The organism is Geodermatophilus sp. URMC 61, from assembly GCF_052931555.1.
In genome coordinates this window covers 5,560,029-5,584,717 of record NZ_JBRFHZ010000002.1, presented here as the reverse complement: position 1 = coordinate 5,584,717, position 24,689 = coordinate 5,560,029, and the positions used below count along the sequence as shown (strand labels likewise).

Here is a 24,689-nt window from a genome sequence, read left to right as displayed (position 1 = left end):
CACCGTGCGACCCGTGCCTCAGTGAAGCACCGGCCGAGCCCACCCGGGAGGTCTCCGCGTCGCCGTCAGGACGGCGTGGCGGCGGTTGGCCGCGTTTCCTCGTCCGGGGTCGGCGCCGGGGTGCCGTTGAGCTTCCGCCAGAGCCAGCCCGACGGCACCCGACGACCGGTCACCACGTACTCGTGGACCGCGTCGACCACTAGGGTGACCTCCAGCGCCCGCCGGGCGGCCGGCCAGCCGGCGAGCAGGAGCTCGTCGCCTGGGGCGAGGACCGCCTCGGGACCCGGGGCCAGCAGGGCGTCATCCCGCCGGAGCAGGAGAAGCGGCACCGCGTGGAGGCGCTCGTCGCGGTTCTCCGGGTTGCGCAGCAGGTCGCCCAGCCGCGCCTCCCCGGAGGCCAGCCAGGGCGTCAGGGCGGGGGCCTCCCGCTCGATGAGCCGTACCTTCCACAGCGCCTGCAGGTGCTGCCCGCACACGTCGGTGAGCCGGTCGACCAGATTCGCGGCCCAGGCGTCCCCGAGCTCCGGCATCTCGCGCAGGAACCGCCAGAGCAGCGGCGTGGAGAGCTGCGCGTACACCTCGTGCGCGACTTCCTCGGTGGGGACGAGCAGCGCGTCGAGCTCCATCGCGGCGAACAGCGGCGCGCTCTGCGGCCGATTCTGCCGGGCGGCGAGGAACAGGCCCGGGTTGATCCGGCGGGCGGTCTCCACCAGCGAGAGGTTGGTGATGTCGTTGTCCGTGCCGGCGACGAAGCCCACGGCCTCCTCGAGCCCCACCGACGCCAGCACGCCGGACTCGAAGCCGCCGGCCACGACGACGTCGTCCACGTCGTCGTGCGGGCTCGGATCGATGACCGTCACCTCGATGCCCTCGGCGCGCAGGTCCTCCGTGAGCTCCCGGCCGAGCCGGCCGTAGCCGCACACCACCCAGCGGCCGCTGCGCGGCGGTGCGCCCCGCGGGGGCAGCGCGGCTCCGGGCCCGCTCTCCAGCCAGGTCAGCAGCTGGTAGGACGCCGGCGCCCGCAGGGCCAGCCGCACGTGGTCGCCGAACAGGTCGAAGGGGTTGACCACGCTGGGCGAGCCGAACACCCGCATCCGCTCGGCGATGACGTGGGTCGTCGCGCGCGCGATCACCGGGAGGTCCGGACGCAGCAGCGCGGTCGTCATGACGACGGCGAGGTTGGCCTCGTCGTCGTCGGTGAGGGCCACCACCGCCTCGCAGCAGGCATGGTCCAGACCGGCGACCCCGAGGTGCCCGGGGTCCCGGGCGTCGGCGGCCAGCCCGGGGACGTCACCGTGGTACGACTCGAGTTCCAGGCCGTCGATCCGCTCCTCGTCCCGGTCCAGGACGACGACCCGGCGGCCCAGGGCGTCCATCGAGTGCCCGAGCAACTCGCCGGCGCGGCCGTAGCCGGCGATCAGGACGAACGGCTCGGACAGCCGGGCTACCTTGCGGGTGAAGCGCTGCAGCGCCAGCGCCGAGCGGAATGCCCGGTCCTGCACCAGGGACAACAGCGACCCGATGGCGTAGGCCCAGCCGACCACCGTGAGGTAGATCGAGATGGTCAGCCACATCCGCTGGTTGTAGGTGAACGGGTACGGGATCTCGCCGAAGCCGATCGTCGTCGCGGTGTAGCTCATGACGTAGATGGCGTCGAAGAAGCCCATGTCCCAGGGCCGCCCCTCGGCGTCCTCGCCGGGGATGAGGGTCAGGCCCAGCACGCTGATCGAGAAGATGGCGATCAGCACGATCAGCGGCGCGCGCATGCGCCGCAGGATCAGGAAGATCGTCGCGGAGGCCCGGTTGGCCGACGCGGCGGCCGCCAGCAACCGGGCGCGACGGGCCCGCCGCTCCTCCTCCTCGCGCCGGTTCCGGTGCACCCAGAACGTCAGCAGGGGGTTGCCCATGGCGGCCTCCCGGTCACCCTCGGTGGAAGGACACCGTCTCCACGACCAGCAGGACGACCGAGACGAGGTTGGCCAGCAGCGCGCCGCCGGAGAGGGACACGATGCTCGCCATCGTGCCGGGGGTGATCCCGGCGGTGGAGACGTAGACGGCATAGCCGTACACGAGCGCGGCGCTGATGAGCTGGAGGTCGGCGACCAGGCTGGTGGCCAGGTGCACCGCCCCGATCTGCGTGCGGTCGCCGAACTTCAGCACGGTGGCGATCAGGTTGACGACGACCGCCGCGAACAGCTCGTAGCGGTTGTGCACCACCGGGTTGTCGATGTCACCGATGAAGAACCCGAAGTTCAGCGTGGCGGCGAGCAGCACGAAGAACCCGAAGACGACCTTCTCCAGGTTCACGCGCCCTCCCGCCCACTGCCCCCGGACACCCCCGGGATCGGCCCACAGCATCGCTGCTGTGGTCCGCTCGCGCTACGGACGCTGCAACAGCGGCAGGACCACGCGGTCGACGAGCTCGATCACGACGGTGGCGTCCAGCGGCCGCCCGGTGACCAGCCAGCGCAGCGCGAGCACCGCCGGGCCGACCTCCGCCGCGATCGACTGCCCGGCGCGGGCCGGGACCTCGCCGCGCTCGACCGCGCGGGCGACGACGGTGTCCCAGGCGGCGTCCCAGTTCGCCAGCGGGAGGCGGCGGCAGCCCTCCTGCAGCACCGGGTCGTCGACGACGGCGCCGAGCAGGCTGCGGATCGCCCGCCCCGAGGGGCCGCCGAGGAGCTCCACCACCTGGGTCAGGACGGCGATCAGGTCCTCGCGCAGCCTCCCCGTGTCGGGCACCTCCAGCACCGGCGCGCCCACCACGTCCATGACGCCGAGCAGCAGCTCGGCCTTGCTCGACCAGCGCCGGTAGATCGTCGCCTTGCCGACCCCGGCGACCATCGCGACGGCGTCCATCGTCAGGCCGGCGTAGCCGGATCGGCCGAGCACCTCGATCACGGCCGAGGCGATCGCGGCGTCCCGCGACGCGTCGAGTCGGCGTCCTGTGGTCCGGGTCCGGGTCGGGCAGACTGCCGGCGCGGTCTCGTCACACTGTGTCACGACGCGAACGTAACCCGTGTTCTGGAGCAGCGCAGGACGGATCTCACCGCCAGCATGCGGGACGCTGCGGAGTGGCACGGGCACGTCCGCCACGGACGTCCGGGCGGATGGCGAGCCGGGCCGGCAGACGCGGCGGGGCCGGCCGCGGTCTCCCGCGGCCGGCCCGTGCGCTCCCCCTCGACCGGCTCTCCCCGTCCCCCACGGTCGTGCCGGTCGGCGTGCGACCGGGCCCGCCGTTCCCCAGCGGCGTGCCCGGCGGTCGTGCCCGGCGGCGTCGTCCCCCTCGATGCCGCCGGTCGATCCGCCGGCGACTCCGTCCCCCCGTGCGATGGAGACGCCGGCTGCCTCAGGCCCCGTCGGGGCCGGTGTCTCCGGAGACGCCCTCGGTGGCCGTCGTCTCGGTGACAGGGAGGACTCTGCTGGCCCATCCGCAGGGCACGCGCCGGGCAACCGCAAGAGGCCCGCAAGACGCCGAAATGGCGTTGCAGGCCTCCCTACCGTCGGGACGTGACCCGGATCGAGGACCTGACGCCGGTCCACCGCGCGGAGGACGGCGAACTGGTGGGCTGGCTGTCCACCGAGCGGCGCGGCGACGCCGACGTGGTGGTCGCCCGTGCACTGTTCGGGCCCGCCCTGCGCGTCCTCCCCGACCGGCCGGCCGCGGAGTCGTTCCTCCGCCGCTTCGGCCTGCCGCTGCTGGCCGAGCGGTGGTGGTACCGGCCGGCCGACGGGACGGCGGAGCGGCCCACCTGGCTGGTCGAGGCCCGGCCGGGCGCGGTGACCGTCCGGTTCGGCTACGACCCGCGGGACACCGCGACGCTCACGGGCGCCGACCTGGACCGGCTGCGGCCGGAAGCCGGGGGCGCCTGCCGCGGTTGAGCCTCGCGTGAGCAGGGACGTCGAGGTCGTCGTCATCGGGGCCGGCCAGGCCGGGCTGAGTGCGGCGCACCACCTGGCCCGGCTGGGCCTCGACCTCGTCGTCCTGGACGCCGAGGAGCGCGCCGGGGGCGCCTGGCAGCACCGCTGGCCCTCGCTGACGCTGGCCCGCACCCACCACGTGCACGACCTGCCCGGCCTGCCGTTCCCGCCGGCTGGGGACGACGTCCCGGCCGCCGACGCGGTCCCCGCCTACTTCGCCGACTACGAGCGGCACTTCGCGCTGCCGGTGCACCGGCCGGTCCGGGTGCGCGCCGTCCGTCGGGCCTCCGACGACAGCCGCGGGGAGCATCGCAGCGAGCGCTGCGAGCGAGGAGCCGACCGCGGCGCGGAGTCGGGCCGGAGAGCACGGCCCGACGAGCGGTTCCGCGTCGAGACGACGGACGGCCAGTGGACGGCCTCCGCCGTCGTCAACGCCACCGGCACCTGGACCCGGCCGTTCGTGCCGCGCTATCCCGGGCAGGAAGTCTTCCGCGGCCGCCAGCTGACCCCGGTCGACTACCGGGGCGCCGCCGAGTTCGCCGGGCAGTCGGTGGTCGTGGTGGGCGGCGGCGCCTCGGCGGTGCAACTGCTCGGGGAGATCGCCGAGGTCGCCGACACCACCTGGGTGACCCGGCGCCCCCCGGTCTGGCGCGAGGAGCCGTTCGGCCCCGACGAGGGACGGGCGGCGGTCGCGCTCGTCGAGGACGCCGTCCGCGAGGGCCGCTCCCCCGGCAGCGTCGTCGGCGTCACCGGGCTGGTCGTCACGCCCTGGGTGCGGGAGGCACGCGCCCGCGGCGTCCTCGACCGGCTGCCGGTGTTCGACCGGCTCACCCCCGACGGCGTGGCGTGGGACGACGGCCGCTTCGTGCGCGCCGACGCCGTCCTGTGGGCCACCGGCTTCCGCGCGGCGCTGGGCCACCTGGCGCCGCTGGGCCTGCGCGGACCCGGCGGCGGCATCCGGATGGAGGGCACCCACGTCGCCGGCGAGCCGCGGGTGCACCTGGTCGGCTACGGCCCCTCGGCGAGCACGGTCGGCGCCAACCGGGCCGGACGGGGGGCCGCGGTGGCGCTGCGCCGGCTGCTGCACCCGGACACGGCGATCCCCCGCTCGGCCGCCTGAGCCGCCGTCCCGGACCGGGCATAGGAGGCAATGCATACGTCTCGACCGGCTCACGCGTATGCATTGCCTCCTATGCCGAGGGCGCGGCCGCCTCCGGGACCGTTCAGGGTCGGTCCAGGGCGTTCCCGGATACCCGCGGGGGCCGGCGGCCGCGAGCCTCGACGCCATGACCTCCCCGACCTCCCGCGGCCCGGTGACCCCGTGATCGCCGCACACCGCCTCACCAAGACCTACGGCGCCCGCACCGCCGTCGACGGGATCAGCTTCACCGTCGAACCCGGCCGGGTGACCGGATTCCTCGGCCCCAACGGCGCGGGGAAGTCCACGACGATGCGGATGGTCCTCGGTCTGGGCCGCCCGACCTCGGGCAGCGTCACCGTCAACGGCCGCCGCTACGCCGACTACCCCGCTCCGCTGCGCGAGGTGGGAGCGCTGCTCGAGGCCCGCGCCCTGCACCCGGGCCGCTCGGCGCGCGACCACCTGCGCTGGCTGGCGGCCAGCAACGGCATCCCACGGACCCGCGTCGACGAGGTGCTCGACCTGGTCGGACTCACCGCGGTCGCCGACCAGCGGGTCGGCCGGTTCTCCCTGGGCATGGGCCAGCGCCTGGGCATCGCGGCCGCGCTGATCGGCGATCCGCCGGTCGTCGTCCTCGACGAGCCGGTCAACGGCCTGGACCCCGAGGGCATCCGCTGGGTGCGCACCCTCGCCCGCGACCTCGCCGCCGAGGGCCGCACGGTGTTCGTCTCCAGCCACCTGATGTCGGAGATGGCGCTGACCGCCGACCACCTCGTCGTCATCGGCCGCGGCCGGGTGCTGGCCGACTGCTCGACGGCCGGGTTCGTCGCCCAGCACGCCGCCTCCCACGTGCGGGTCCGCAGCCCGCAGCACGACCGGGTCGCCATCCTGCTGCGCCGCGAGGGCCTGGACGTCGCCGCGCACGGCGAGGAGTTGCGGGTGCGGGGCCTGGACGCGGCCGGAGTCGGCGAGCTGGTCAGCCGCGCCGGCCTGGTGCTGCACGAGCTGACCCTGGTGCGCTCCTCGCTCGAGGACGCCTTCATGACCCTCACCGCCGACAGCGTCGAGTACGCCGCCACGCCCGCAGGAGCCTCCCGATGACCGCCACCGTGGGCACGCACGCCTGGACCCGCACCGAGACCACGGCCGGGCCCGGCCCCGGTGCGACGCTGCGGGCGGAGTGGGTCAAGTTCTGGACCGTCCGCTCGACTCCCTGGTCGCTCGGCGCGATGTTCGTGCTGGGTGCCGGCCTGACCACGCTGGTGTGCGCGCTGAGCGCCGAGGCGCTGGCCCGTGGGGACGTCGGCGAGCCGGTGGGCGCCTTCGTCACCTGGGGCGTCGTGTTCGCCCAGGTCACCGCCGTCGTCCTGGGCGCGCTCGTGGTCACCAGCGAGTACGGGACGGGGATGATCCGCGCGACGCTCGCGGCCACGCCCCGGCGTGGGGCGGTGCTGGCGGCCAAGGCCGCGGTGCTGGCCTCGACGCTGTTCGTCGCCGGCACCCTGACCGCGCTCGCCGGTTACCTCGGCGGCAACTGGTTCCTCGACCGCGAGGGCATCGGCCTGGCCCTCACCGACGACGGCGTGCTGCGGTCGCTGCTGGGCAGCGGCCTCTACATGGCCGGGCTGGGGCTCTTCGCGGCGGCCGTCGGGCTCCTGGTGCGGCACACCGCCGCGGCGCTGGCGATCGTGCTGGGGCTGGTCTTCGTCGTCGGCAACCTGGTGATGGTGCTGCCCGGAGCCTGGGGCGAGTGGACGACCAAGCTGATGCCGGGCAACGCCGGGTCGGCGATCGCGACACCGGAGTCGTTCAACCCGCTGCTGCTCGACCCGTGGGTCGGCTTGGCGGTGTTCGTCGCCGAGGTCGCCGCCGTCCTGGCGCTCGCCGCGGTGACGTTCACCCGCCGCGACGCCTGATGCCGACCCTCATCGGACGTGCCCCGACGAGCACGTCCGATGAGGGAGGGGCGTTCCGGCACTTCCGGGGCCGGCCGCTGCCACGCCATCCTGTGAGGTGCCGGGTCCGTCCGGGCGACCGGGGCGCCCGAGACACGTGCGCGGTCTCCGGTCGCAGCGACGCCAGGTGGTCAGGAGGCGCCATGAGCGACCACGACGGGGCGCGACCGCGCGAGTCCGTCACGGAGCCGCCACCGGGCACCGACCCGACCTGGGACCGGCTCCAGGACCAGCTGGCCTGGTACGACCGCAAGAGCGGGGCGGCCCAGCGGGCGTACAAGCGGGTCAAGATCGCGCAGTTGCTCCTGGCCGCGGCGGTCCCCGTGGCGGTGGCCGCCCGCCTGCCCGGCGTCGTCACCGCACTGCTGGGCGCCCTCGTCGTCGTGCTCGAGGGCGTCCAGCAGCTGTACCAGTGGCAGACGAACTGGGTCCTCTACCGGGCCACCAACGAGGCCCTGCAGCACGAGAAGTTCCTGTACCTGGCCGGTGCCGGCCCGTACAGCGGACCACAGCCACGCCGGGTGCTGGCCGAGCGCGTGGAGGGACTGGTCTCGCAGGAGCACGCCAAGTGGACCGAGGGCAGGCACCAGTCCGTTCCCGAACCCGATCCCGGCGCCGGGCCGGGTCGCGTAACGTCCTCGGCCTCCTGAGCGCGTCGTCCGCGCGGCGAGCCGGCGCCGCCCACCTCCGCGCACCGCCACCGACGTCGGCGCCATCGAGCCCTGACGGGTCCCCGTGCGGTCTCGCAGGGGGGCCAGGGACAGTGGGGGCATGACCGATCCGCAGGAGACCGGCCGGCGCACGGCCCTCGAGCTGGTCCGCCGCCTCGCCGCTGACGACGCCGCCGGGGTGGACGAGCTGCTCGCCGGCATCACCGAGATCCGCGACCTCGTGTTCGTCGGCGCCGGCCTGACCGCGATCGCGCGCGCCGACGGCCGGCAGCTGCCACCGGCCCAGCGCGCGCAGGCCAGCACCCGGCAGCTGAACCTCGGGCAGCTCCGCGACCGGCACCGCACCGACCCCGAGGGGCTGCGGACCTGGCTGCGCCGGTCGGCCGAGGAGGTCCTCTTCCTCCGCTCGCTGCGCGTGGCCGCCGCGCGCGTCGCCGGCTGACGGTCAGCCGAGCGGCTCGACCCACGGAGTCCTCCAGGCGGGCGGCTCGACGGGCTGCGCGTAGTAGCGGGTGTCGCGCACGATGCGGCCCTCGTCGTCGAACTCCAGGACGAGCGCGACGTGCCAGACCTCGCCGCCGTAGTCGTTGACCCCCTCGAGCACCCACACGTGGCCGGCGCCGACCACGCGCCGCACGGTGAGCCGCGGCGGGGTGGGGAACGCCTCCTGCACCGCCCGCATCGCCTCGCGGCCGCGGATGCGCTCGCCGGACTGCGGCATCTCCATCACGTAGTCGGGGTGCCGGACCCGGTACTCGTCCTCGGCCGACAGCCCCGTGCCGGAGGTGAGACCGAGCGCCCGGTCCAGACCCGCCCGCATCGCGACCACGTCGTCGCCGGCCACCGCGCGGCGGAAGAGGTCGAGGACCTCGGACGCGCTCATCGCCGACGTCTACACCCGACCGGCCGGCACGGGCAGGGGCCGACGCCCCCGGTCAGGCCGGCCGCGTCGCCACCCGGGCCAGCGGCAGGGTGAGCAGCAGCACCCCGGCCACGAGGACGTAGGTCCACGGCAGGCCGAGGCCGCCCGCGAGGAGGCCGAGCACCAGGGCGCCGACGGCGGTCCCGGCGTCGAACGCGGCGTTCCACACCGCGCTCGCGGCGGTGGCCCCGCCCTCGCCGGCGCGGGCGAAGGCGGCCAGCAGCGTCAGGTTCTGCACCGCTCCGTAGCCCGCGCCGAAGACGGCGGCACCGGCCAGCACCCACCCGGCGCCGGCGCTCAGCCCCAGCGCGACGGCCGCCAGCCCGACCGCGGACACGAGCAGCGCCAGCGGGACCAGCAGCCGGGTGCCCGTCCGGTCGGCGAGCGCCCCGGTCCGCCACCGGGACAGCGCCCCGGTGACGCCGAAGACCAGCAGCGCCGCCGTGGCCAGGACGCCGTCGGGCCGCTCGATCGGCAGGAACGTCACCAGTCCGCCGCCGGCGAGGGTGACCACGAGCAGCACCCCGGACGGCGCGAGCGCGGCGAGCACCGCGGCCCGGGAGGACGACGTCCCGCCGCGCGGCTCGGCGCGCACCTCCCGGACGACACCGGGCACCAGCGGCAGCGCGAGCACCGGTGCGGCGGCCAGCCACGCCATCCAGGCCGCGTGCCCGCCGAGCACGAGCGCCACCCCGGCCGGGACGAAGGCCAGGTTGGGCACCGCGATGGCCAGCCCGTACAGGCCGATCGACTCGCCGCGCCGCCCCGGTGGGGCCACCCGCGCGGCCAGCGTCGCGCCGAGCACGGTGAGCACCGCGAAGCCCAGGCCGCGCACCGCGGAGACCGCCGAGAGCCAGAGCAGCCCGTCGTCCACCGCGTACAGCGGCGAGGGGGCGCCGAGGGCGACGAGCCCGACGGCCAGCACCGGGCCCGGGCCGAACCGCGCGGTCAGCGCCGGCACCACCGACTGTCCGGCGACGGTGACCACGAGGAAGACCGCGGTGACCACCCCGGCGGTGTCGGCGGCGGCGCCACCGGCGACCGCGTAGGCGGGCAGCGAGGCCAGGGTCAGGCTGAAGCTGGTGAAGCCCAGCACCGTGGCGCCGGCCAGCGCCCGCACCGCGGGCAGCCGCCACAGCGACGTCCGCGTCTCCGTCGTCCCCCCCGCCACACCGCTCCCCTCGTCCGTGCTCCGTCGCCCGACCGACCAGCATGACCGGCCGGACCCGACGGCGCGGGGCCGGGTCGTGCGGGAGCCCCGCGCCCGTCGGCGGCGGTGCACCATCCGGGGGTGCCCCCACCGCAGCGCGTCCCGCCGACGGACCGTCCCCGACCGGTGTTCAGCCGCCTGTACGCCCGCATCAGCGAGGGGATGGACGCCGAGGGCCTCGGCGCACTGCGCAGCGAGCTGCTCGCGCCGCTGTCCGGGTCGGTGGTGGAGGTCGGCTGCGGAAACGGCCGCAACTTCGCGCGCTACCCGGCGGCGGTGACCCGGGTGACCGCGGTCGAGCCCGAACCGCACCTCCGGGGCCTGGCCACCCGTGCGGCCGCGGCAGCACCCGTGCCGGTCACCGTGGTCGCCGGCACCGCCGAGGCGCTGCCCCTGCCGGACGGCGGTGCCGATGCGGCCGTGCTCTGCCTGGTGCTGTGCTCGCTGCCCGATCGCGACCGGGCGCTCGCCGAGGTCACCCGCGTGCTGCGTCCCGGGGGGACCCTGGCCTTCCTCGAGCACGGCCTCGGCCCGACCCGGCGGGTGCGCGCGGCGCAGCGCCTCGCCGACGCGACCCTGTGGCCGCTGCTGGCCGGTGGCTGCCACACCGCCGTCGACCCGGTCGGTTCGATCGAGCGGGCGGGGTTCGAGGTCACGGCCCTGCGCCGGCTGCGGTTCCCCGACTCCCGCCTCACCCTCCCGGCCACGCCGCACGTGCTCGGTGTCGCCCGCCGACCCCGCTGACCGCAGGTGGGGGTAGGCAGGGAGCGTGCCCCTGCTCACCGTCGGCCACGGCCCCGACGACCGCACCCGCCTCGGCGCCCGACTGACCGGGGCGGGGATCGGGCAGGTCGTCGACGTCCGCCGGTTCCCGGGCAGCCGCAGCAACCCCGACGTCCGGCGGGAGGCGCTCGAGCGGTGGCTGCCCGGCGCCGGCGTCGGCTACCGGTGGGACGCGCGGCTGGGCGGGCGCCGCCGCCTCCTGCCGGACGAACCCGTCGCCGACGGCTGGTGGACCGTCGCCCAGTTCGCCGCCTACGCCGCACACACGCGGACGCCGGAGTTCGCCGCCGGACTCGACGAGGTGCTGGCCGAGGCGGCGAGGGCGACCGTGGCGGTGATGTGCAGCGAGAGCGTGTGGTGGCGCTGCCATCGGCGGATGGTCGCGGACGTCGCCGTCCTCGGCCGCGGCGTGCCGGTGCACCACCTCATGCCCGACGGCCGGCTCGTCGAGCACCGCCCGTCCGAGGGCGCCGTGCTCGCCCCCGACGGCACCGTCTCCTGGCCCGCGAGATCTGCACACTCGCGGCCTCCAGGTGCCTGAAGGCCGCGAGTGTGCAGATCTCGCGCGGGGGTGGCCTCAGCTCATGTGCGGGTAGCGGTGGTCGGTCGGCGGCACGAACGTCTCCTTGATCGACCGGGTGGACGTCCAGCGCAGCAGGTTCTGCGCCGCGCCGGCCTTGTCGTTGGTGCCCGAGGCCCGCCCGCCGCCGAAGGGCTGCTGGCCGACGACGGCGCCGGTGGGCTTGTCGTTGACGTAGAAGTTGCCCGCCGCGAACCGCAGGAAGCGCTGCGCGTGGGCGATGGCGGCGCGGTCCTCGGCGATCACCGCACCGGTCAGCGCGTAGGGCGCCGCCGACTCCATCTGGGTGAGCACGGTGTCGTAGTGGGCGTCGTCGTAGACGTGCACCGCCAGCACCGGCCCGAAGTACTCGGTGGTGAAGACCTCGTGGCCGGGGTCGGTGCCCTCGATGACCGTCGGGCGGACGAAGAAGCCCTCGCTGTCGTCGGCCTGCCCACCGGCCACGATCGACAGCGCCGGGTCGTCGTCCACCCGGTCGAGGACGCCGGAGAGCTTGGCGAACGACTTGCGGTCGATCACCGCGCCCATGAAGTTGGCGAAGTCGGTGACGTCGCCCATCGGCAGCGACTCGGTGACGTCGACCAGGTCGTCGCGCAGCCGCGCCCACACCGACCGCGGGATGTACGCGCGCGAGGCCGCCGAGCACTTCTGCCCCTGGTACTCGAAGGCGCCGCGCACCAGCGCCGTCCGCAGCACGTCGACGTCGGCCGAGGGGTGCGCGACGACGAAGTCCTTGCCGCCGGTCTCGCCGACGATGCGCGGGTAGCCGCGGTAGGAGGCGATGTTCTCCCCCACCCGCCGCCACAGCATCTGGAACACCGCCGTCGAGCCGGTGAAGTGGATGCCGGCGAGGTCCCGGTCGGCGAGGGCGACGTCGGAGACGGCGGCTCCGTCGCCGGTGACCATCGAGATGACGCCCGGGGGCAGCCCGGCCTCCTCCAGCAGCCGCATGAGGAAGTGGGCGGCGAACTGCTGCGTGGGCGCGGGCTTCCAGACGACGGTGTTGCCCATGAGCGCCGGCGCGGTGGGCAGGTTGCCGGCGATGGCGGTGAAGTTGAACGGCGTGACCGCGTAGACGAAGCCCTCGAGCGGCCGGTGGTCGGTGCGGTTCCAGACGCCCGGGCTGGACTGCGGCTGCTCGGCCAGGATCTGCCGCGCGAAGTGCACGTTGAAGCGCCAGAAGTCGACGAGCTCGCAGGCCGAGTCGATCTCGGCCTGGTAGGCGGTCTTCGACTGGCCGAGCATCGTCGCGGCGTTGAGCGTCTGCCGCCACGGCCCGGACAGCAGCTCGGCGGCGCGCAGGAACACCGCGGCCCGGTCGTCGAACGACAGGTCACGCCACGCGGGGGCAGCCGCCTTGGCGCAGGCCACCGCCTCCTCGGCGTCGGCGTGCGTGGCGTGCGCGGACGTGCCGAGGACGGCGGCGTGCCGGTGCGGCTGGACGACCTCGAACTTCTCCCCGGAGGCCATGCGCGGCCGGCCGCCGATCGTCATGGTGAGCTCGAGCGGCTCGCCGGCCAGCTCGGTGAGGCGCTGCTGCAGCGCGGCACGCTCCGGTGAGCCGGGGGCGTAGGTGAGCACCGGCTCGTTGCGCGGCGGGGGGACCTGGGTGACGGCGTCCATCGGGGATCTCCTGCGGGTGGGAGGGCGGGTGGATCAGCTGGTGCTGACGAGGGAGCGCAGGAAGAAGCGCAGGTTCGCGGGACGCTCGGCCAGCCGGCGCATGAAGTAGCCGTACCAGTCGACGCCGTAGGGGACGTAGGCCCGCACGCACAGGCCCTCGGCGGCCAGTCGGCGCTGCTCGCCGGTGCGGATGCCGTAGAGCATCTGCACCTCCCACGAGTCCGGCGTCCGGCCGTACTCGGCGGCCAGCCGCTGCGCGAGGTCGACCATGCGCGGGTCGTGCGAGCCGACCATCGGGTGGCCGGGCCCGCGCATGAGCACGCCGAGGCAGCGGGCGTAGGCGGCGTCGACGTCGGCGCGGCCCTGGTGGGCGACGGACGGCGGCTCGTCGTAGGCGCCCTTGACCAGGCGCACCCGCGAGCCGGGGACGGCGAGCGCGGCGGCGTCGTCCTCCGTGCGGTGCAGCGCGGCCTGCAACACCGCGCCGGTGCCCGGGTGGTCGCGGCGCAGCTCGGTGAGGACGGCGAGGGTCGAGTCGACGGTGGCCGACTCCTCCATGTCCAGGGTGACCGTGGTGCCGATCGCCGACGCCGCCTCGGCGACGGGCCGGACCAGCTCCAGCGCCAGGTCGGTGCCGCCGCCGGGCAGCGACTGGCCGAACGCCGAGAGCTTCACCGACACCTCGGCCCCGCGGCCCAGCCGCAGCGGCGCCAGCCCGTCGAGCAGCGCCAGGTAGGCGTCGCGGGACCGCACCGCCTCGGCCCGGTCGGTCACGCCCTCGCCGAGGTGGTCGAGGGTCACGGTGATGCCCTCGGCGGTGAGCCGGCGGACGACGGCGAGGACGTCGTCGAGGGTCTCGCCGGCGACGAACCGGTCGACGACACGCCGGGTCGCGGGGGTGCCGGTGACCATCCGGCGCAGTTCCGGGCGCCGGGCGGCGCTCAGCAGCAGGGCCTTCTGGGAGAGCACGCGCCACCTCCAGCACCGGGGACCCGACGCCTCCGACGCTAGGCAGCCCCGGCCCGCACGACCAGCGACAGACGTACGGTCTCCGCCGTCCGGTGTCATACAGGTGTACAGGGGGACGACGGGGTGCGCGACGAGCTGCAGGAGCTGGTCGACCGGGTGGCGGGGCTGCTCGGCGCCCCGGCGACCCTCGAGGACGCCGACTTCACCCTGCTGGCCTTCTGCGCCCACCCGGTCGACGGCGCCGAGACGCCGGTGATGGACGCGGTGCGCACCCGCTCCATCCTCGGCCGCGGGTCGACGCCGGAGACCCGCCGCTGGTTCGAGGACTTCGGCATCGCGGTCGCCGAGGGCCCGCTGCGCACGCCGGGGGACCCGGAGGCCGGCATCCTCACCCGGCTGGTGTTACCGGTCCGGCACGCCGGACGCACCCGCGGCTACCTGTGGCTGCTCGACGGCGGGCGCACCGACCCCGCCGCCGCCGACCCCGCGCTCGCCGCGGCGGTGGAGCTGGCCGCCGAGGCCGGGCGGCTGCTGGCCGAGCGGGAGGAGGACGCCGGCGACCTGGCCCGCCCGCTGGCCGCCGCGCTCACCGGCGCACCGGCCGCGCAGGCACAGGCGGTCCGGACGCTCGCCGCGGCCTGGGGCGAGCCGACCGCGGTGGTGCTCCTGGCGCTGCGGCCGGCCGGCGCGGGGCTGCCCTCGCCGTGGCGGGCGCCGGCCGCGGGTGCGGTCAGCGCCGTGCTGCCCGGCGAGGGGCTGGTGGCGGTCGCCGTCCCCCTGCCCGGTCCGGCGGACCTGCGCCCGGCCGCCGCGGTCACCGCGGCCGCGCTGGCCGGCCTGCCGCCCGGGAGCACCGCGGGGCTCTCCGCCGTGGGCGCCGGGGCCGACGGCCTGCCCGTGCGGTGGGAGCAGGCGCGCACCGCCGCGCGGGTCGCCGCCGCGGTCCCGCGGTTCTCGCCCGTGGCGCACTGGGGCGAGCTGGGTGGGTGGCGGCTGGTGGCGGCACTGCCCGGTCCCGACCCCGCCGTCCGCCCGCTGCTGGCCGACCCCGTGCTGACCGCCACCGCCGAGACCTGGCTGGACGCCGGGTGCAGCCCGGCGCGCGCGGCCGCGACCCTGCACGTGCACCGGCAGACGCTGTACCACCGGCTCGGCCGGATCGAGGCGCTGACCGGCCTGGACCTGGCCGACGGCGATGCCCGGCTGCTGCTGCACGCCTCGCTGCGCCGCGCCCGCCTCCCTGGGTCGTGACCGCGGGCACACCCCGTCCGCCGCGCGCGCCGGAGTGCGGGGAGTCACCTACGACCTCGTGCATGGTTAGCCGCGGGCCGTAGTTGGTCCGTTCAGGGCCAGTTCGATCACGCGGCGGTGCCGGCCGGGAGAGCTCTCGGCGGGCGGGAAAGCTGATCAGGTCGTGGGGCTCGTTCCTGGCTGGAGACCAGTCCGGCGACCGCACGCAGGATGGTGTCGAGGTGTTCGCGTCGGCCGAGGTGACGCGACAGAGCCCGCCAGTTCTTCAGGTGGCTGATGCCGTGCTCGACGCGGATTCGCTTGGACGCGTGAGCCCGGCGTTCGGCCTCGTGCGCCGCGGCGACGGCGGGGAAGACCGGGATCTGGTTCTTCCGCCGGGCCGGCCGCGGAGTGATGACCGCGCCGGCGGTCTGGGTGCTCAGGCCCTGGTAGCCGGCGTCGGCCAGCAGGGTGACCCCCGGGGTGAGGGCCAGCAATTCAACCAGGCCGGCCTGGCGGACCTGGGTCAGATCGTGAATGGAGCCCGGTCGGGTTTGCCCGCAGAACAGCAGCCGCCCGTCGGCGTCGGTGATCACCAGGCTCTTGATGGTGTTGGCGCGGGCCTTGCCCGAGACGAACCGAGCCCGGCCGGCCTTGTGGGCGGCCGGGCGGCGCACCCGGACCTCGGTGGCATCGAGCAGACCGCGCTGCCCGGTGGCGCCTAGATAGGCGACCACGTCGGCCAGGGTGCGCAGCCGGATTCCGCCTTCGACGGTGCAGCCGCGCTCGGCCAGCAGCGGGCGGACCTCGCCGATCGCCCGGGTGATCGTCGAGCGGGACACCCCGAACCAGCAGGCCAGCACGTCATGGGTGACCCCGTGGCGCAGGTGCACCAGGGTGGCCAGCAGACGATCGATGAACACCAGCCGATACGAGGCACCGGCGCCGACCGCCCGCTGGCGCGGCCGGTCGACCAGCCGTGCCTCCTGGCGTGCCTGCCAGCGCGGCCCCACCTCGGCGACCAGCTCGGCGAGGACCTGCTGGGACAGGCCCGTCACATGGCGATCGGCGACCGCGGCGGCACGGGCCAGCGTCTTGGACACACCACGACCCTGCTCCGTCGGTCACGAGCAAGCGGTCCCGCTAACCATGCACGAGGTCGCTAGTCTCGGAGCCGGTATGGGTGCTGCAGGAGAGGCGTCGCCGCGACACACGCGGAGCGCCGACGTCCTCACCGAGCTGCGCGCGGCCACGGCCCTCGAACACGAGCAGGTGGAGACGGCGCTCGGCCTGATGGACGACGGGCTGGGCCGCGAGCGCCTGGTCGCCGTCCTGGCCCGGCTGCACGCGTTCTGGACCGCCGCCGAGGCGGGCCTGGACGCGTGGGCCCGCCGCTGGCCGGCGGACGCCGAGACCGTCGCCTGGTCGCGGCGGCGCCGGGCGCACCTGTTCGCCGAGGACCTGCGCGCCCTGGGCGCGGAGCCCGACACCGCGGCCCTGCCCGAGCTGCCCGCCGTCGAGGACACCGACCAGGCCCTGGGCCGGCTCTACGTCCTGGAGGGCTCCACGCTCGGCGGCACGTTCATCTCCCGCCACCTCGCCACGCTGCCGACCCTCGGCCCCGACGTCCGGCTCGGGGCCTTCTCCCCGTACGGCGCCGAGACCGGCGCCATGTGGCACGCCTTCCGCCGGGTGACCCGTGACCGGGTCGCCGAGGGCGGGGACGCCGGCCGGGTGGTCGGTGCCGCGCGGGCCACCTTCACCACGCTGGCCGCCTGGTGCGCGCCGGTCGGGGCCCCGGCGTGAGCAGCCCCGAGATCGAGCTGCTGCCGGCGGGGACGCCGGTCGACCTCTCCAACTGCGAGCGCGAACCGATCCACGTCCCCGGCAGCATCCAGCCGCGCGGCGTGCTCCTCGCGGTCACCGAGCCCGACCTCGTGGTCGAGCAGGTGTCGGAGAACCTCGCCGACCTGGTGGGCGTGGACCCCGCCGATGCGCTGGGCCGGCGGCTGCCCGACGTCCTCGGGGTGGTCGCGGGCGAGTCGGTGGCCCGCTCGGCCAGCGCCTTCGGCGACCTGCGGGAGCGCAACCCGGTGGAGACCACCCTCGACGTCGGGGGCAGCCCGGTGCCGGTCGACGCGCTGCTGCACCGCGCCGTCGTCGGCCCGGCCCACGACGGGACCCCGCCGACGGCGGTGCTGGTCGTCGAGCTCGAGCCCGCCCGCGGCCCCCGCCCGTTCTCGTTCCCGAACACCTACCAGGCGGTGCGCGGCACGGTCGGCGAGCTCAACCGCGCGACCTCGCTGCAGGAGCTCTACGACATCACCGCCCAGGCGGTGCGCGAGCTGACCGGCTTCGACCGCGTGATGGTCTACCGCTACGACGCCGACTACAACGGCGAGGTCGTGGCCGAGGCGAAGGCCGAGGAGCTCAACTCGTTCCTCGGCCTGCACTACCCGGCCTCCGACATCCCGGCGCAGGCGCGGGCGCTGTACGAGAAGAACTGGATCCGGCTGATCTCCGACGTCGACTACCGGCCGGTGCCGCTGCGCCCGGCGCTGGTGCCCTCGACGGGGACGCCGCTGGACATGACCTTCTCCACACTGCGCAGCGTCTCGCCGATCCACGTCGAGTACCTGCAGAACATGGGCGTGCGCGCCTCCATGTCGATCTCGCTGCTGCGTGACGACAGGTTGTGGGGCCTCATCGCCTGCCACCACTACTCCGGTCCGCACGCCCCGCCCTACGCCACCCGGGCGGCCGCGGAGTTCCTCGGCTCCACGCTGTCGGTACGCCTGGTCGACCGCGCCGAGGAGGGCGAGGTGCACCGCGCGCTGCAGGTGCGCTCGACGCTGGCCTGGCTGACCGCGGCCACCCTCGACGAGGACCGCCCGCTGGCCGACACGCTGCTCGGCTCGCCCGACCTGCTCGACCTGCTGCCGGCCGACGGCGTCGTGGTGCACCTCCAGCGCCACCGCGGCAGCCGCGGCACCCCGCTGCCCGAGGGCACCGCGGACACGATCGCGGCCTGGGCCGCCGCGCGGCACGAGGACCTCGTCGCCACCGACTCGCTGCCCCGGCACGCCCCCGAACTGCAGGTCCCGTGCGAGGTTGCCTGTGGGGTCCTGGTGCTGCCGCTGCCGGAGGGCCAGTACGTGCTCTGGCACCGCGCCGAGGCCCGGCGCACCGTCGACTGGGGCGGCGACCCCCACAACAAGGCGATCGCCGAGCGCGAGGGCGACTCGGTCCGGCTGAGCCCGCGCAAGAGCTTCGAGCGGTGGCGGGAGACGGTCCGCGACCGCTCCGAGCCGTGGACGGCGCAGGAACTGGCCGAGGTCGGCGAGCTGCGCACCCACCTGCTCGAGGCGCTGTACGCGCGCAGCCGCAGCCTCGTCCGCGCCGCGGAGACGCTGCAGCGCTCGATGCTCACCGACCCGCCGGAGTCCTCGCGGCTGCAGGTCGCCGTGCGCTACGTGCCGGCCGCGCGCGAGGCCCAGGTCGGCGGCGACTGGTACGACGTCTTCGAGCAGCCCGACGGCTCCACGGTCGTCGTCATCGGCGACGTCGTCGGGCACGACACCGAGGCCGCCGCCGACATGGCCCAGCTGCGCGGGCTGCTGCGGGGTATCGCCTACGACAGCGCCGACGGCCCGGCCACCGTGCTGCGCCGGCTGGACTCCGCCGTCGTGGGTCTCGGGCTCCGGGCCATGGCCACCGTGCTGGTCGGCCGGCTGGCCCCGGACCCGGACACCGGCGGCACCCGCCTGCGCTGGTCGAGCGCGGGGCACCTGCCGCCGCTGCTCACCGAGCCCGGCGACGGCGCCCTCCGGCTGACCACGCCGCGCGCCGAGCTGCTGCTGGGCGTGGACCCGGCGGCACGACGCACCGAGTCCGAGGCGGTGCTGGAGCCGGGCTCGACGCTGCTGCTCTACACCGACGGCCTCGTCGAGCGGCGCGACCAGGTCTTCGACGTGGGCGTGGACCGGCTGGCCGCCGAGCTGGTCGCCGTCCGCGACCGGCCGCTCGAGGCCGCCTGCGACGAGCTGATCGGTCGGATGCTGCCCCAGGCCGCCGAGGACGACGTCGCGCTGGTCGCCGTCCGGCTGCGCGGCTGAACGACCCTCAGCCGAGGGCGTTGACGAGCTCGCGGCAGGCGGCCTCGCAGCGCCGGCAGGCCTCGGCGCAGATGCGGCAGTGCTCGTGCATGTCGGCGTGGTTCGCGCACTCGTCGCCGCACGCCTTGCACGCCGCGGCGCAGGCCTCGAGGACCGCGCGGGTCAGGTTCGCGTCGTAGCCGGTGTGTCGGGAGAGCACCCGGCCGGTCGTGTCGCAGACGTCGGCGCAGTCGAGGTTCGTACGGACGCACTTCGTCAGCTCGGCGACCATCTCCTCGCTCAGGCACGCGTCGGCGCAGGCGGTGCACGCCTGGGCGCACTCGTAGCAGGCCTCGATGCAGGCGACGAGCGCCTGCCTGTCGACGCCCCCGAGGTCGGCCGGGTAGGTGTCGAGCATCTGGCTGGCAACGGTCACGGGTGTTCCCTCCGTCGGCCCACGTCGGCGTGGGGCAGTCTGGTCGTCGGCGGTCGCGGTGCGACGGCCAGCAACCAGATATCCGGACGGACGTACGGATAACGGGAGCCTCGGCGACACACCATGGACGACGACGGACCGCAGTCGCACCAGCACCCGGTAGACCCGGAGCGGGTGGCCCGCGCCCGCGCGCGGCTGCCCAGCCGGGACGACGCCGCCGCGCTTGCCGGCATGCTGTCGCTGATCTCCGACCCGACCCGGGCGCGGGTTCTCTACGCCCTCGACGTCGCCGAGGAGCTGTGCGTGGGGGACTTGGCCCTCGCGCTGGAGGTCAACGAGGACGCCGTCGGCTACGCACTCCGCGTGCTCCGCACCGCGGGGCTGGTCGTCAACCGGCGGGAGGGACGGGTCGTCTACTACAGGCTGGCCCCTGACTTCCCCGAGCCGCTGCTCGGGCACTGCTTGTGGCGCCTGGTGGCCCTCAGCCGCTCCCCCGGCGCGGACGACGCGCCGTGACGCGCGGGCTCCCCGGCAGACCGCCGGGGAGCCCGCGCGTCAGGCCTCGCCCTCCCCGGGCGGTGAGCTGAACCGGGCGCTGAGCCCGTCGCCCTGGTCGCCGCCCTCGGCGCCCGGCAGCGGCGCCTCGTCCTCGGCCGCCCGCACGACGGCGTCGTCGGCGAGGTCGTCGTCGTCACGGCCGGCGGGGGCGTCCCGCTCGAGCTCCTCGAGCACCCGTCGCTCCTCGTCGGTCAGGTCGCCGGCGCCGAGGCGCTCCCCGGGCTCGCCGGCGTCCGACCCGCTGGCCATGGCCGAGTCGGGGTCGAGGTCGTCCGGGCTGGTCATCGTCGCCTCCTCGGGACGGATGCCGGGTCAGCGCGGGGAGTCCGGCTGCGGGCCGGTCATCGGGGGAAGTTGGGTTCCAGGCGCGGCACGATCTGCATCTCCGGCACGAAGGCCGCCGGGTGCAGCGTCACCAGGTAGCGCACCATCTCCGCGACCGCCGACGGCGGCATCATCAGGTGGGCCGGGATGCCCCACTGCTCCATCATCGGCGTGTCCATGGCCGCGGGGATGACCGCCTGCACGCGGCACGGGAAGGGCCGCTCCACGCCGTCCTCACCCTTGACGGCCTTCTCGCGCAACTCCCGCTGGATGCACTTCGTCGCGTTGAGGAAGCCGGCCTTGGAGCCGTTGTAGGCGATCGCGCCGCTGCCGGAGGTGATCGCCGAGAGGCTCACGATGTGCACCACGTCGGCGGTGCGGCCCTCGGGCAGGTGCTGCACCCGCTTCATGAACTCGCTGGTCAGGAAGACCGGTCCCTCGCAGTTGACCGCCTGCACCCGCTGGTAGTCCGCGAGGTCGATGTCGGTGATGTAGCCGGGCCGGTCGATGCCGGCGACGTTGGCCAGGATGTCGAAGGCGTCGCCGTGGGCGTCGAAGAGCTGCGCGACCACCGCGCGGCGGCTGGCGTCGTCGGTCACGTCGAGCGCGACGACCTCCGCGGACCCACCGGCGTCGGCCACCAGCTCCGCCGTGCCCTTGGAGCCGCCCTCGTCGATGTCGGCGATGGCCACGTGCGCGCCGGCCTCGGCCAGTGCCACGCAGGTGGCCCGGCCCAGTCCGCTCGCCCCACCCGTGACCAGGGCCACCCGCCCCTGCAACGCCCTGCTGTCGGCCATCGGCTCCTCCGTCTGTCGGTCGTGGTGTCCCCGACCAGCCTGGTGGATGCCGCCGCCCGTCGCAGGTCGGACGATCACGTGGTGGTCGCCCTCCCCGACGCCGTCCGCACCCCGCCCAGCCCCGTCCCCCACACGTCGGCCAGCGTCACGGTCTGCAGCCCGCGCTCGGCGATCAGCTCCAGCAGCTGGTCGTAGATCGTCGTGATCGTCGGCTGGTTGGCGTGGCCGACGACGATCGCCTGGGCGGCGAACCACCGGCGGGCGGCGTCCATCAGCTCGTCGGCCGTGAGCAACCGGTTGTCCTCCAGCGTGCTGTTCCACATGACGACGGTGGGGTGCCCGAGCTCGGCGCTGATCCGCTGGACCCGCTCGTCGTGCGCGCCGAACGGCGGCCGCAGGAAGGGGGTGCGGATGCCGAAGGTGGCCTCGATCCAGTCCCGGTTGCGGCCGATCTCCTCGGCCACCTGGTCGTCGGTGAGCGTGGTCAGGTCTGGGTGCGACCAGGTGTGGTTGCCCATCGCGACCTGGCCGGAGTCGATGAGTGGCTGCAGCACGTCGCCGTTCTCCTCCCAGGAGGAGTAGCGGCCGTTGGGGAAGAAGGTCAGCCGGACGCCGCTGTCCCGGACGAACCGGCACAGCGACCCGACGACCTCCGAGCTGGTGCCGTCGTCGATGGTCAGCGCGAGCGACGTGCCGTCCCCCGGGATCTGGTCCACGACACCGGCCGGCGCGGGCACCACGGCGGGCAGCGCCGGCGGTGCGACCGGCTCGGCGGCCGCGGCGGTGCTCACCGGTGCCCGCGTGGGGTCGACCAGGCCGGCCGTGCCCCGGCCCACGGCCGTGCCCGCCAGCCCGGCGGCGAGGAAGAGGAGGAACCGACGGCGCTCCATGCGGCGGACGCTAGGGAGCACTCCGGGCGCGCCCGCGCAACGACACGAGCGCCCCGGGTGGCCGGTACCGTCCGCGCCCTGACGATCACCGGTCGTGCTCGGCGTCTCGGGATGCGCCCCGCATCCGCCGTCCGCGGCCGCTCCGCATCCGGCCGCGCCCGGGCTAGCGTCGCCCGCATGGACGTCGCATGGGACGACTCGCGTCGGGCGTTCGCCGACGCCGCGCAGTGGTTCGTCCGGACGGCCGCCCTCGTGGGCGACCGGTGGACCCGGCCCGGCCTCGGCGAGTGGGATGTCCGCGCCCTGGTGGGCCACACGAGCCGATCGCTCCTGACGGTCGAGACCTACCTCGCGGATCCGGCCGCGACCGTCGAGGTCGCCTCGGCCGGCGACTACTACCGCGCGATCCGAGCGGCGGCCGCCGACCCGGCTGTCGCGGCGCGCGGGCGGGACGCCGGGGCCGCCCTGGGCAGTGATCCGGCCGCCGCCGTGGCGGAGATCGCCGGGCGCGTGCTCCCGCTCGTCGGGGCCCGGGACGGCACGGAGCTGCTGACGACGCTCGCGGGCGGCATGCGGCTGGCGGACTACCTGCCCACGCGCACGTTCGAGCTGGCGGTCCACACCGCGGACCTGGCCACCGCGCTGAGGGTACCCCTCGACGTCCCGGCGACGGCTGCGGCGCAGGCACTGCGGCTGGTCGCCGACCTCGCGGTCCCCGAGGGCCTCGCCGGCCCGCTCCTGCTCGCCGTCACCGGCCGGACGGGACTCCCGGCGGGCTTCTCGGTGCTCTGACCGCCGGGTCAGCCGATCGGGACCAGGCCCGCCTCCTCGATGAGGCGGGCCTGCTCGCGGCACCACGGCGACCACGCCTCGCCGTTCTCGGACTCCTGGCGCTCGCGGAAGGTCGCCCAGTCCAGCAGCTCCCACTCGCCGACCTCGTCGGGGTCCGGTGTGGGGGTGCCGGCGAAGCGGCCGAGGTAGACCGGGCAGACCTCGTTCTCCACGACGCCGCGGAACTCCGCGCGGTAGCGGTAGCCGGGCAGCGCCGGGCGCAGCTGGTCGACCCGCAGCCCCAGCTCGAAGGCGGCGCGGCGGGCGATCGCGGTGGCGTCGTCCTCTCCGGGGCCGGGGTGGCCGCAGACGGTGTTGGTCCACATGCCCGGGAAGGTCTGCTTCCCCTCGGCGCGGCGGGTGACCAGCAGCCGGCCGGCGTCGTCGAAGAGGTACGCCGAGAAGGCGCGGTGCAGCGGCGTCTCGCCGTGGTGCACCAGCGGCTTGGGCATCGTGCCGATCACCGTCCCGTCGTCGTCGAGCAGGACGATGAGCTCCTCGGATGCCGTCACTCTGTCCATTGTCGTCCTACCGGACTCCCACCGCGGCCAGGGGCCGTTCCCGACCTGCTCTGAGCCCAACCGAAATCTCGTCGCGGAGGCCTCCGGCCCCCACACCTCGACCCCACCGCGGCCAGGGGCCGTTCCCGACCTGTCCCGAGCCCACCCGAGGTCTCGTCGCGGAGGCCTCCGGCCCCCACTCCTCGCCCCCACCGCGGCCAGGGCCGTTCCCGACCTGCCCCGAGCCGACCCGAGGCCTCCGCCATCGCCGTCCGCACCGCGCGATCGCCGTCCTCGGGCTGCAGGGCGAGGACGGCGACCGCGGGAGGCGGACCGCCGAACCGACTGGCGGAGCCCGGAGCGGGCGGGCACGGTCTCCGGGTGGACAGCTTCACGCGCGACGGTCTGGTCTTCGACGTCCGGGACGGCGGCCCCGCGGACGGCGACCCCGTCGTCCTGCTGCACGGCTTCCCGCAGGACGCAGCCGCCTTCACCACCGTCGCCGACCGGCTGCACACCGCCGGTCTGCGCACCCTCGCCCCCGACCAGCGCGGCTACTCCCCCGGCGCCCGCCCGTCCGGCCGCGCGGCCTACCGGATGCGGGAGCTGAGCGCCGACGTCCTGGCACTGCTGGACGCCGCCGGGCTCGGCAGCGCGCACGTCGTCGGGCACGACTGGGGCGGCATCGTCGGGTGGGCGCTGGCGGCCTGGTACCCGGAACGGGTCCGCACGCTCACGGCACTGTCGGTGCCGCACCCGGCAGCGATGGCCAAGGCCTTCGTCACCAGTGACCAGGCACTGCGCTCGTGGTACATGGGGCTGTTCCAGCTGCCGATGGTCCCCGAGCGGCTGCTGCTGACCGGGGACGGCGCGGCGCTGCGCCGGATGCTGCTGACCGGCGGCGTGCCACCCGAGCTGTCCGAGCACTACGTGCGGCGGATGCAGGAACCGGGCGCACTCAGCGCGGCCCTGGCCTGGTACCGCGCGCTGCCCCTGGACGCCCGCGACCCGGTCGGCACGGCACGCGTGCCGACGCTGCACCTGTGGAGCACCCGCGACGTCGCCCTCGGCCGCACCGCCGTCGAGCAGACCCGGCGGTTCGTCGACGCCCCCTACCGGCTCGAGGTGCTCGAGGGCTTGCCCCACTTCATCCCCGAGCTGGCGCCCGACCGGGTCGCCGAGCTGGTCACCGAGCACGTCCGCGCGCACGGGTGACGGCGCGGACCGCACCCACGGACCCCGACCCCCACCGCCGCT

The 24,689-nt window shown here is 75.4% G+C and carries 27 protein-coding genes; 14 read left to right on the top strand and 13 right to left on the bottom strand.

What is annotated here, in order from left to right; all coding sequences use genetic code 11:
* Nucleotides 1-65: 65 nt before the first annotated feature.
* The 3 genes from ACU610_RS26335 to ACU610_RS26325 form a co-directional block, all read right to left on the bottom strand.
* Nucleotides 66-1,907 carry a potassium channel family protein gene (locus ACU610_RS26335; RefSeq protein WP_446770638.1) on the bottom strand — a complete coding sequence of 614 codons (1,842 nt, stop codon included), beginning with the start codon at nucleotides 1,905-1,907 and terminating at the stop codon, nucleotides 66-68.
* 13 nt (nucleotides 1,908-1,920) lie between these two features.
* Nucleotides 1,921-2,307, bottom strand: a complete 387-nt coding sequence (locus ACU610_RS26330; RefSeq protein WP_446770637.1) for a DUF6394 family protein — start codon at nucleotides 2,305-2,307, stop codon at nucleotides 1,921-1,923.
* Nucleotides 2,308-2,379: 72 nt separating this feature from the next.
* Nucleotides 2,380-2,901, bottom strand: coding sequence for a TetR/AcrR family transcriptional regulator (locus tag ACU610_RS26325; protein WP_446770636.1), 522 nt, complete (start codon nucleotides 2,899-2,901; stop codon nucleotides 2,380-2,382).
* Nucleotides 2,902-3,510: 609 nt separating this feature from the next.
* On the opposite strand from ACU610_RS26325, the gene ACU610_RS26320 reads away from it, so the two are divergent.
* The 6 genes from ACU610_RS26320 to ACU610_RS26295 all read left to right on the top strand — a co-directional run bounded on the left by ACU610_RS26320 (nucleotide 3,511) and on the right by ACU610_RS26295 (nucleotide 8,127).
* Nucleotides 3,511-3,882 (top strand): hypothetical protein, encoded by a 372-nt coding sequence (locus ACU610_RS26320; RefSeq protein ID WP_446770635.1) that lies wholly within the window; start codon nucleotides 3,511-3,513, stop codon nucleotides 3,880-3,882.
* A 7-nt stretch (nucleotides 3,883-3,889) separates the two neighbouring features.
* Entirely contained in the window at nucleotides 3,890-5,041 is a 1,152-nt protein-coding gene (locus tag ACU610_RS26315) for an FAD-dependent oxidoreductase (protein ID WP_446770634.1), read from the top strand.
* A gap of 201 nt (nucleotides 5,042-5,242) precedes the next feature.
* Complete coding sequence (locus tag ACU610_RS26310) at nucleotides 5,243-6,160, top strand: ABC transporter ATP-binding protein (protein ID WP_446770633.1); 918 nt, start codon at nucleotides 5,243-5,245, stop codon at nucleotides 6,158-6,160.
* Nucleotides 6,157-6,975: an ABC transporter permease subunit gene (locus tag ACU610_RS26305; RefSeq protein WP_446770632.1), complete on the top strand. Its 819-nt coding sequence runs from the start codon at nucleotides 6,157-6,159 to the stop codon at nucleotides 6,973-6,975. The genes ACU610_RS26310 and ACU610_RS26305 overlap by 4 nt, the downstream gene beginning before the upstream one ends.
* Before the next feature lie 182 nt (nucleotides 6,976-7,157).
* Nucleotides 7,158-7,664, top strand: a complete 507-nt coding sequence (locus tag ACU610_RS26300; protein ID WP_446770631.1) for a DUF4231 domain-containing protein — start codon at nucleotides 7,158-7,160, stop codon at nucleotides 7,662-7,664.
* Nucleotides 7,665-7,785: 121 nt separating this feature from the next.
* Nucleotides 7,786-8,127: a hypothetical protein gene (locus tag ACU610_RS26295; RefSeq protein WP_446770630.1), complete on the top strand. Its 342-nt coding sequence runs from the start codon at nucleotides 7,786-7,788 to the stop codon at nucleotides 8,125-8,127.
* Between the two features lie 3 nt (nucleotides 8,128-8,130).
* Here ACU610_RS26295 and ACU610_RS26290 read toward each other — a convergent pair whose 3' ends face one another.
* Nucleotides 8,131-8,568 carry a hypothetical protein gene (locus tag ACU610_RS26290; protein ID WP_446770629.1) on the bottom strand — a complete coding sequence of 146 codons (438 nt, stop codon included), beginning with the start codon at nucleotides 8,566-8,568 and terminating at the stop codon, nucleotides 8,131-8,133.
* Between the two features lie 52 nt (nucleotides 8,569-8,620).
* Nucleotides 8,621-9,778 (bottom strand): MFS transporter, encoded by a 1,158-nt coding sequence (locus ACU610_RS26285; RefSeq protein ID WP_446770628.1) that lies wholly within the window; start codon nucleotides 9,776-9,778, stop codon nucleotides 8,621-8,623.
* 120 nt (nucleotides 9,779-9,898) lie between these two features.
* Here ACU610_RS26285 and ACU610_RS26280 point away from each other — a divergent pair, with 120 nt between their 5' ends.
* Nucleotides 9,899-10,561 carry a class I SAM-dependent methyltransferase gene (locus ACU610_RS26280; RefSeq protein WP_446770627.1) on the top strand — a complete coding sequence of 221 codons (663 nt, stop codon included), beginning with the start codon at nucleotides 9,899-9,901 and terminating at the stop codon, nucleotides 10,559-10,561.
* Between the two features lie 25 nt (nucleotides 10,562-10,586).
* Nucleotides 10,587-11,141, top strand: a complete 555-nt coding sequence (locus ACU610_RS26275) for a DUF488 domain-containing protein (protein WP_446770626.1) — start codon at nucleotides 10,587-10,589, stop codon at nucleotides 11,139-11,141.
* A gap of 36 nt (nucleotides 11,142-11,177) precedes the next feature.
* Here the strand turns inward: ACU610_RS26275 and pruA are convergent, their stop codons facing one another.
* Together pruA and ACU610_RS26265 are read right to left on the bottom strand one after the other, a co-directional pair.
* A complete protein-coding gene (gene pruA, locus ACU610_RS26270) occupies nucleotides 11,178-12,803 on the bottom strand; it encodes an L-glutamate gamma-semialdehyde dehydrogenase (RefSeq protein ID WP_446770625.1) in 1,626 nt (541 codons plus the stop codon).
* 33 nt (nucleotides 12,804-12,836) lie between these two features.
* Nucleotides 12,837-13,772, bottom strand: coding sequence for a proline dehydrogenase family protein (locus tag ACU610_RS26265; RefSeq protein ID WP_446770624.1), 936 nt, complete (start codon nucleotides 13,770-13,772; stop codon nucleotides 12,837-12,839).
* A 123-nt stretch (nucleotides 13,773-13,895) separates the two neighbouring features.
* Between ACU610_RS26265 and ACU610_RS26260 the strand changes: the two genes are divergently transcribed.
* Nucleotides 13,896-15,023, top strand: coding sequence for a PucR family transcriptional regulator (locus ACU610_RS26260; protein ID WP_446770623.1), 1,128 nt, complete (start codon nucleotides 13,896-13,898; stop codon nucleotides 15,021-15,023).
* Between the two features lie 107 nt (nucleotides 15,024-15,130).
* On the opposite strand, the gene ACU610_RS26255 is transcribed toward ACU610_RS26260, so the two are convergent.
* Entirely contained in the window at nucleotides 15,131-16,105 is a 975-nt protein-coding gene (locus tag ACU610_RS26255) for a transposase family protein (protein ID WP_446770622.1), read from the bottom strand.
* Between the two features lie 76 nt (nucleotides 16,106-16,181).
* Here ACU610_RS26255 and ACU610_RS26250 point away from each other — a divergent pair, with 76 nt between their 5' ends.
* Nucleotides 16,182-16,808 carry a biliverdin-producing heme oxygenase gene (locus ACU610_RS26250; protein WP_446770621.1) on the top strand — a complete coding sequence of 209 codons (627 nt, stop codon included), beginning with the start codon at nucleotides 16,182-16,184 and terminating at the stop codon, nucleotides 16,806-16,808.
* Nucleotides 16,805-19,117: a SpoIIE family protein phosphatase gene (locus ACU610_RS26245; protein WP_446770620.1), complete on the top strand. Its 2,313-nt coding sequence runs from the start codon at nucleotides 16,805-16,807 to the stop codon at nucleotides 19,115-19,117. The genes ACU610_RS26250 and ACU610_RS26245 overlap by 4 nt, the downstream gene beginning before the upstream one ends.
* Before the next feature lie 7 nt (nucleotides 19,118-19,124).
* Here the strand turns inward: ACU610_RS26245 and ACU610_RS26240 are convergent, their stop codons facing one another.
* Entirely contained in the window at nucleotides 19,125-19,532 is a 408-nt protein-coding gene (locus ACU610_RS26240; RefSeq protein ID WP_446770619.1) for a four-helix bundle copper-binding protein, read from the bottom strand.
* A gap of 123 nt (nucleotides 19,533-19,655) precedes the next feature.
* Here ACU610_RS26240 and ACU610_RS26235 point away from each other — a divergent pair, with 123 nt between their 5' ends.
* On the top strand, nucleotides 19,656-20,048 hold the full coding sequence (locus ACU610_RS26235) for an ArsR/SmtB family transcription factor (protein WP_446770618.1): 393 nt from the start codon (nucleotides 19,656-19,658) through the stop codon (nucleotides 20,046-20,048).
* Nucleotides 20,049-20,087: 39 nt separating this feature from the next.
* Here ACU610_RS26235 and ACU610_RS26230 read toward each other — a convergent pair whose 3' ends face one another.
* The 3 genes from ACU610_RS26230 to ACU610_RS26220 all read right to left on the bottom strand — a co-directional run bounded on the left by ACU610_RS26230 (nucleotide 20,088) and on the right by ACU610_RS26220 (nucleotide 22,101).
* A complete protein-coding gene (locus ACU610_RS26230; RefSeq protein WP_446770617.1) occupies nucleotides 20,088-20,375 on the bottom strand; it encodes a hypothetical protein in 288 nt (95 codons plus the stop codon).
* A 56-nt stretch (nucleotides 20,376-20,431) separates the two neighbouring features.
* Complete coding sequence (locus ACU610_RS26225) at nucleotides 20,432-21,211, bottom strand: SDR family NAD(P)-dependent oxidoreductase (protein ID WP_446770616.1); 780 nt, start codon at nucleotides 21,209-21,211, stop codon at nucleotides 20,432-20,434.
* A gap of 74 nt (nucleotides 21,212-21,285) precedes the next feature.
* On the bottom strand, nucleotides 21,286-22,101 hold the full coding sequence (locus ACU610_RS26220) for a polysaccharide deacetylase family protein (RefSeq protein ID WP_446770615.1): 816 nt from the start codon (nucleotides 22,099-22,101) through the stop codon (nucleotides 21,286-21,288).
* A 177-nt stretch (nucleotides 22,102-22,278) separates the two neighbouring features.
* On the opposite strand from ACU610_RS26220, the gene ACU610_RS26215 reads away from it, so the two are divergent.
* Nucleotides 22,279-22,893 (top strand): maleylpyruvate isomerase N-terminal domain-containing protein, encoded by a 615-nt coding sequence (locus ACU610_RS26215; RefSeq protein WP_446770614.1) that lies wholly within the window; start codon nucleotides 22,279-22,281, stop codon nucleotides 22,891-22,893.
* Between the two features lie 8 nt (nucleotides 22,894-22,901).
* Here the strand turns inward: ACU610_RS26215 and idi are convergent, their stop codons facing one another.
* Nucleotides 22,902-23,453, bottom strand: a complete 552-nt coding sequence (idi, locus tag ACU610_RS26210) for an isopentenyl-diphosphate Delta-isomerase (protein WP_446770613.1) — start codon at nucleotides 23,451-23,453, stop codon at nucleotides 22,902-22,904.
* Nucleotides 23,454-23,813: 360 nt separating this feature from the next.
* Between idi and ACU610_RS26205 the strand changes: the two genes are divergently transcribed.
* A complete protein-coding gene (locus ACU610_RS26205) occupies nucleotides 23,814-24,647 on the top strand; it encodes an alpha/beta fold hydrolase (protein WP_446770612.1) in 834 nt (277 codons plus the stop codon).
* The last annotated feature ends 42 nt before the right edge of the window (nucleotides 24,648-24,689 follow it).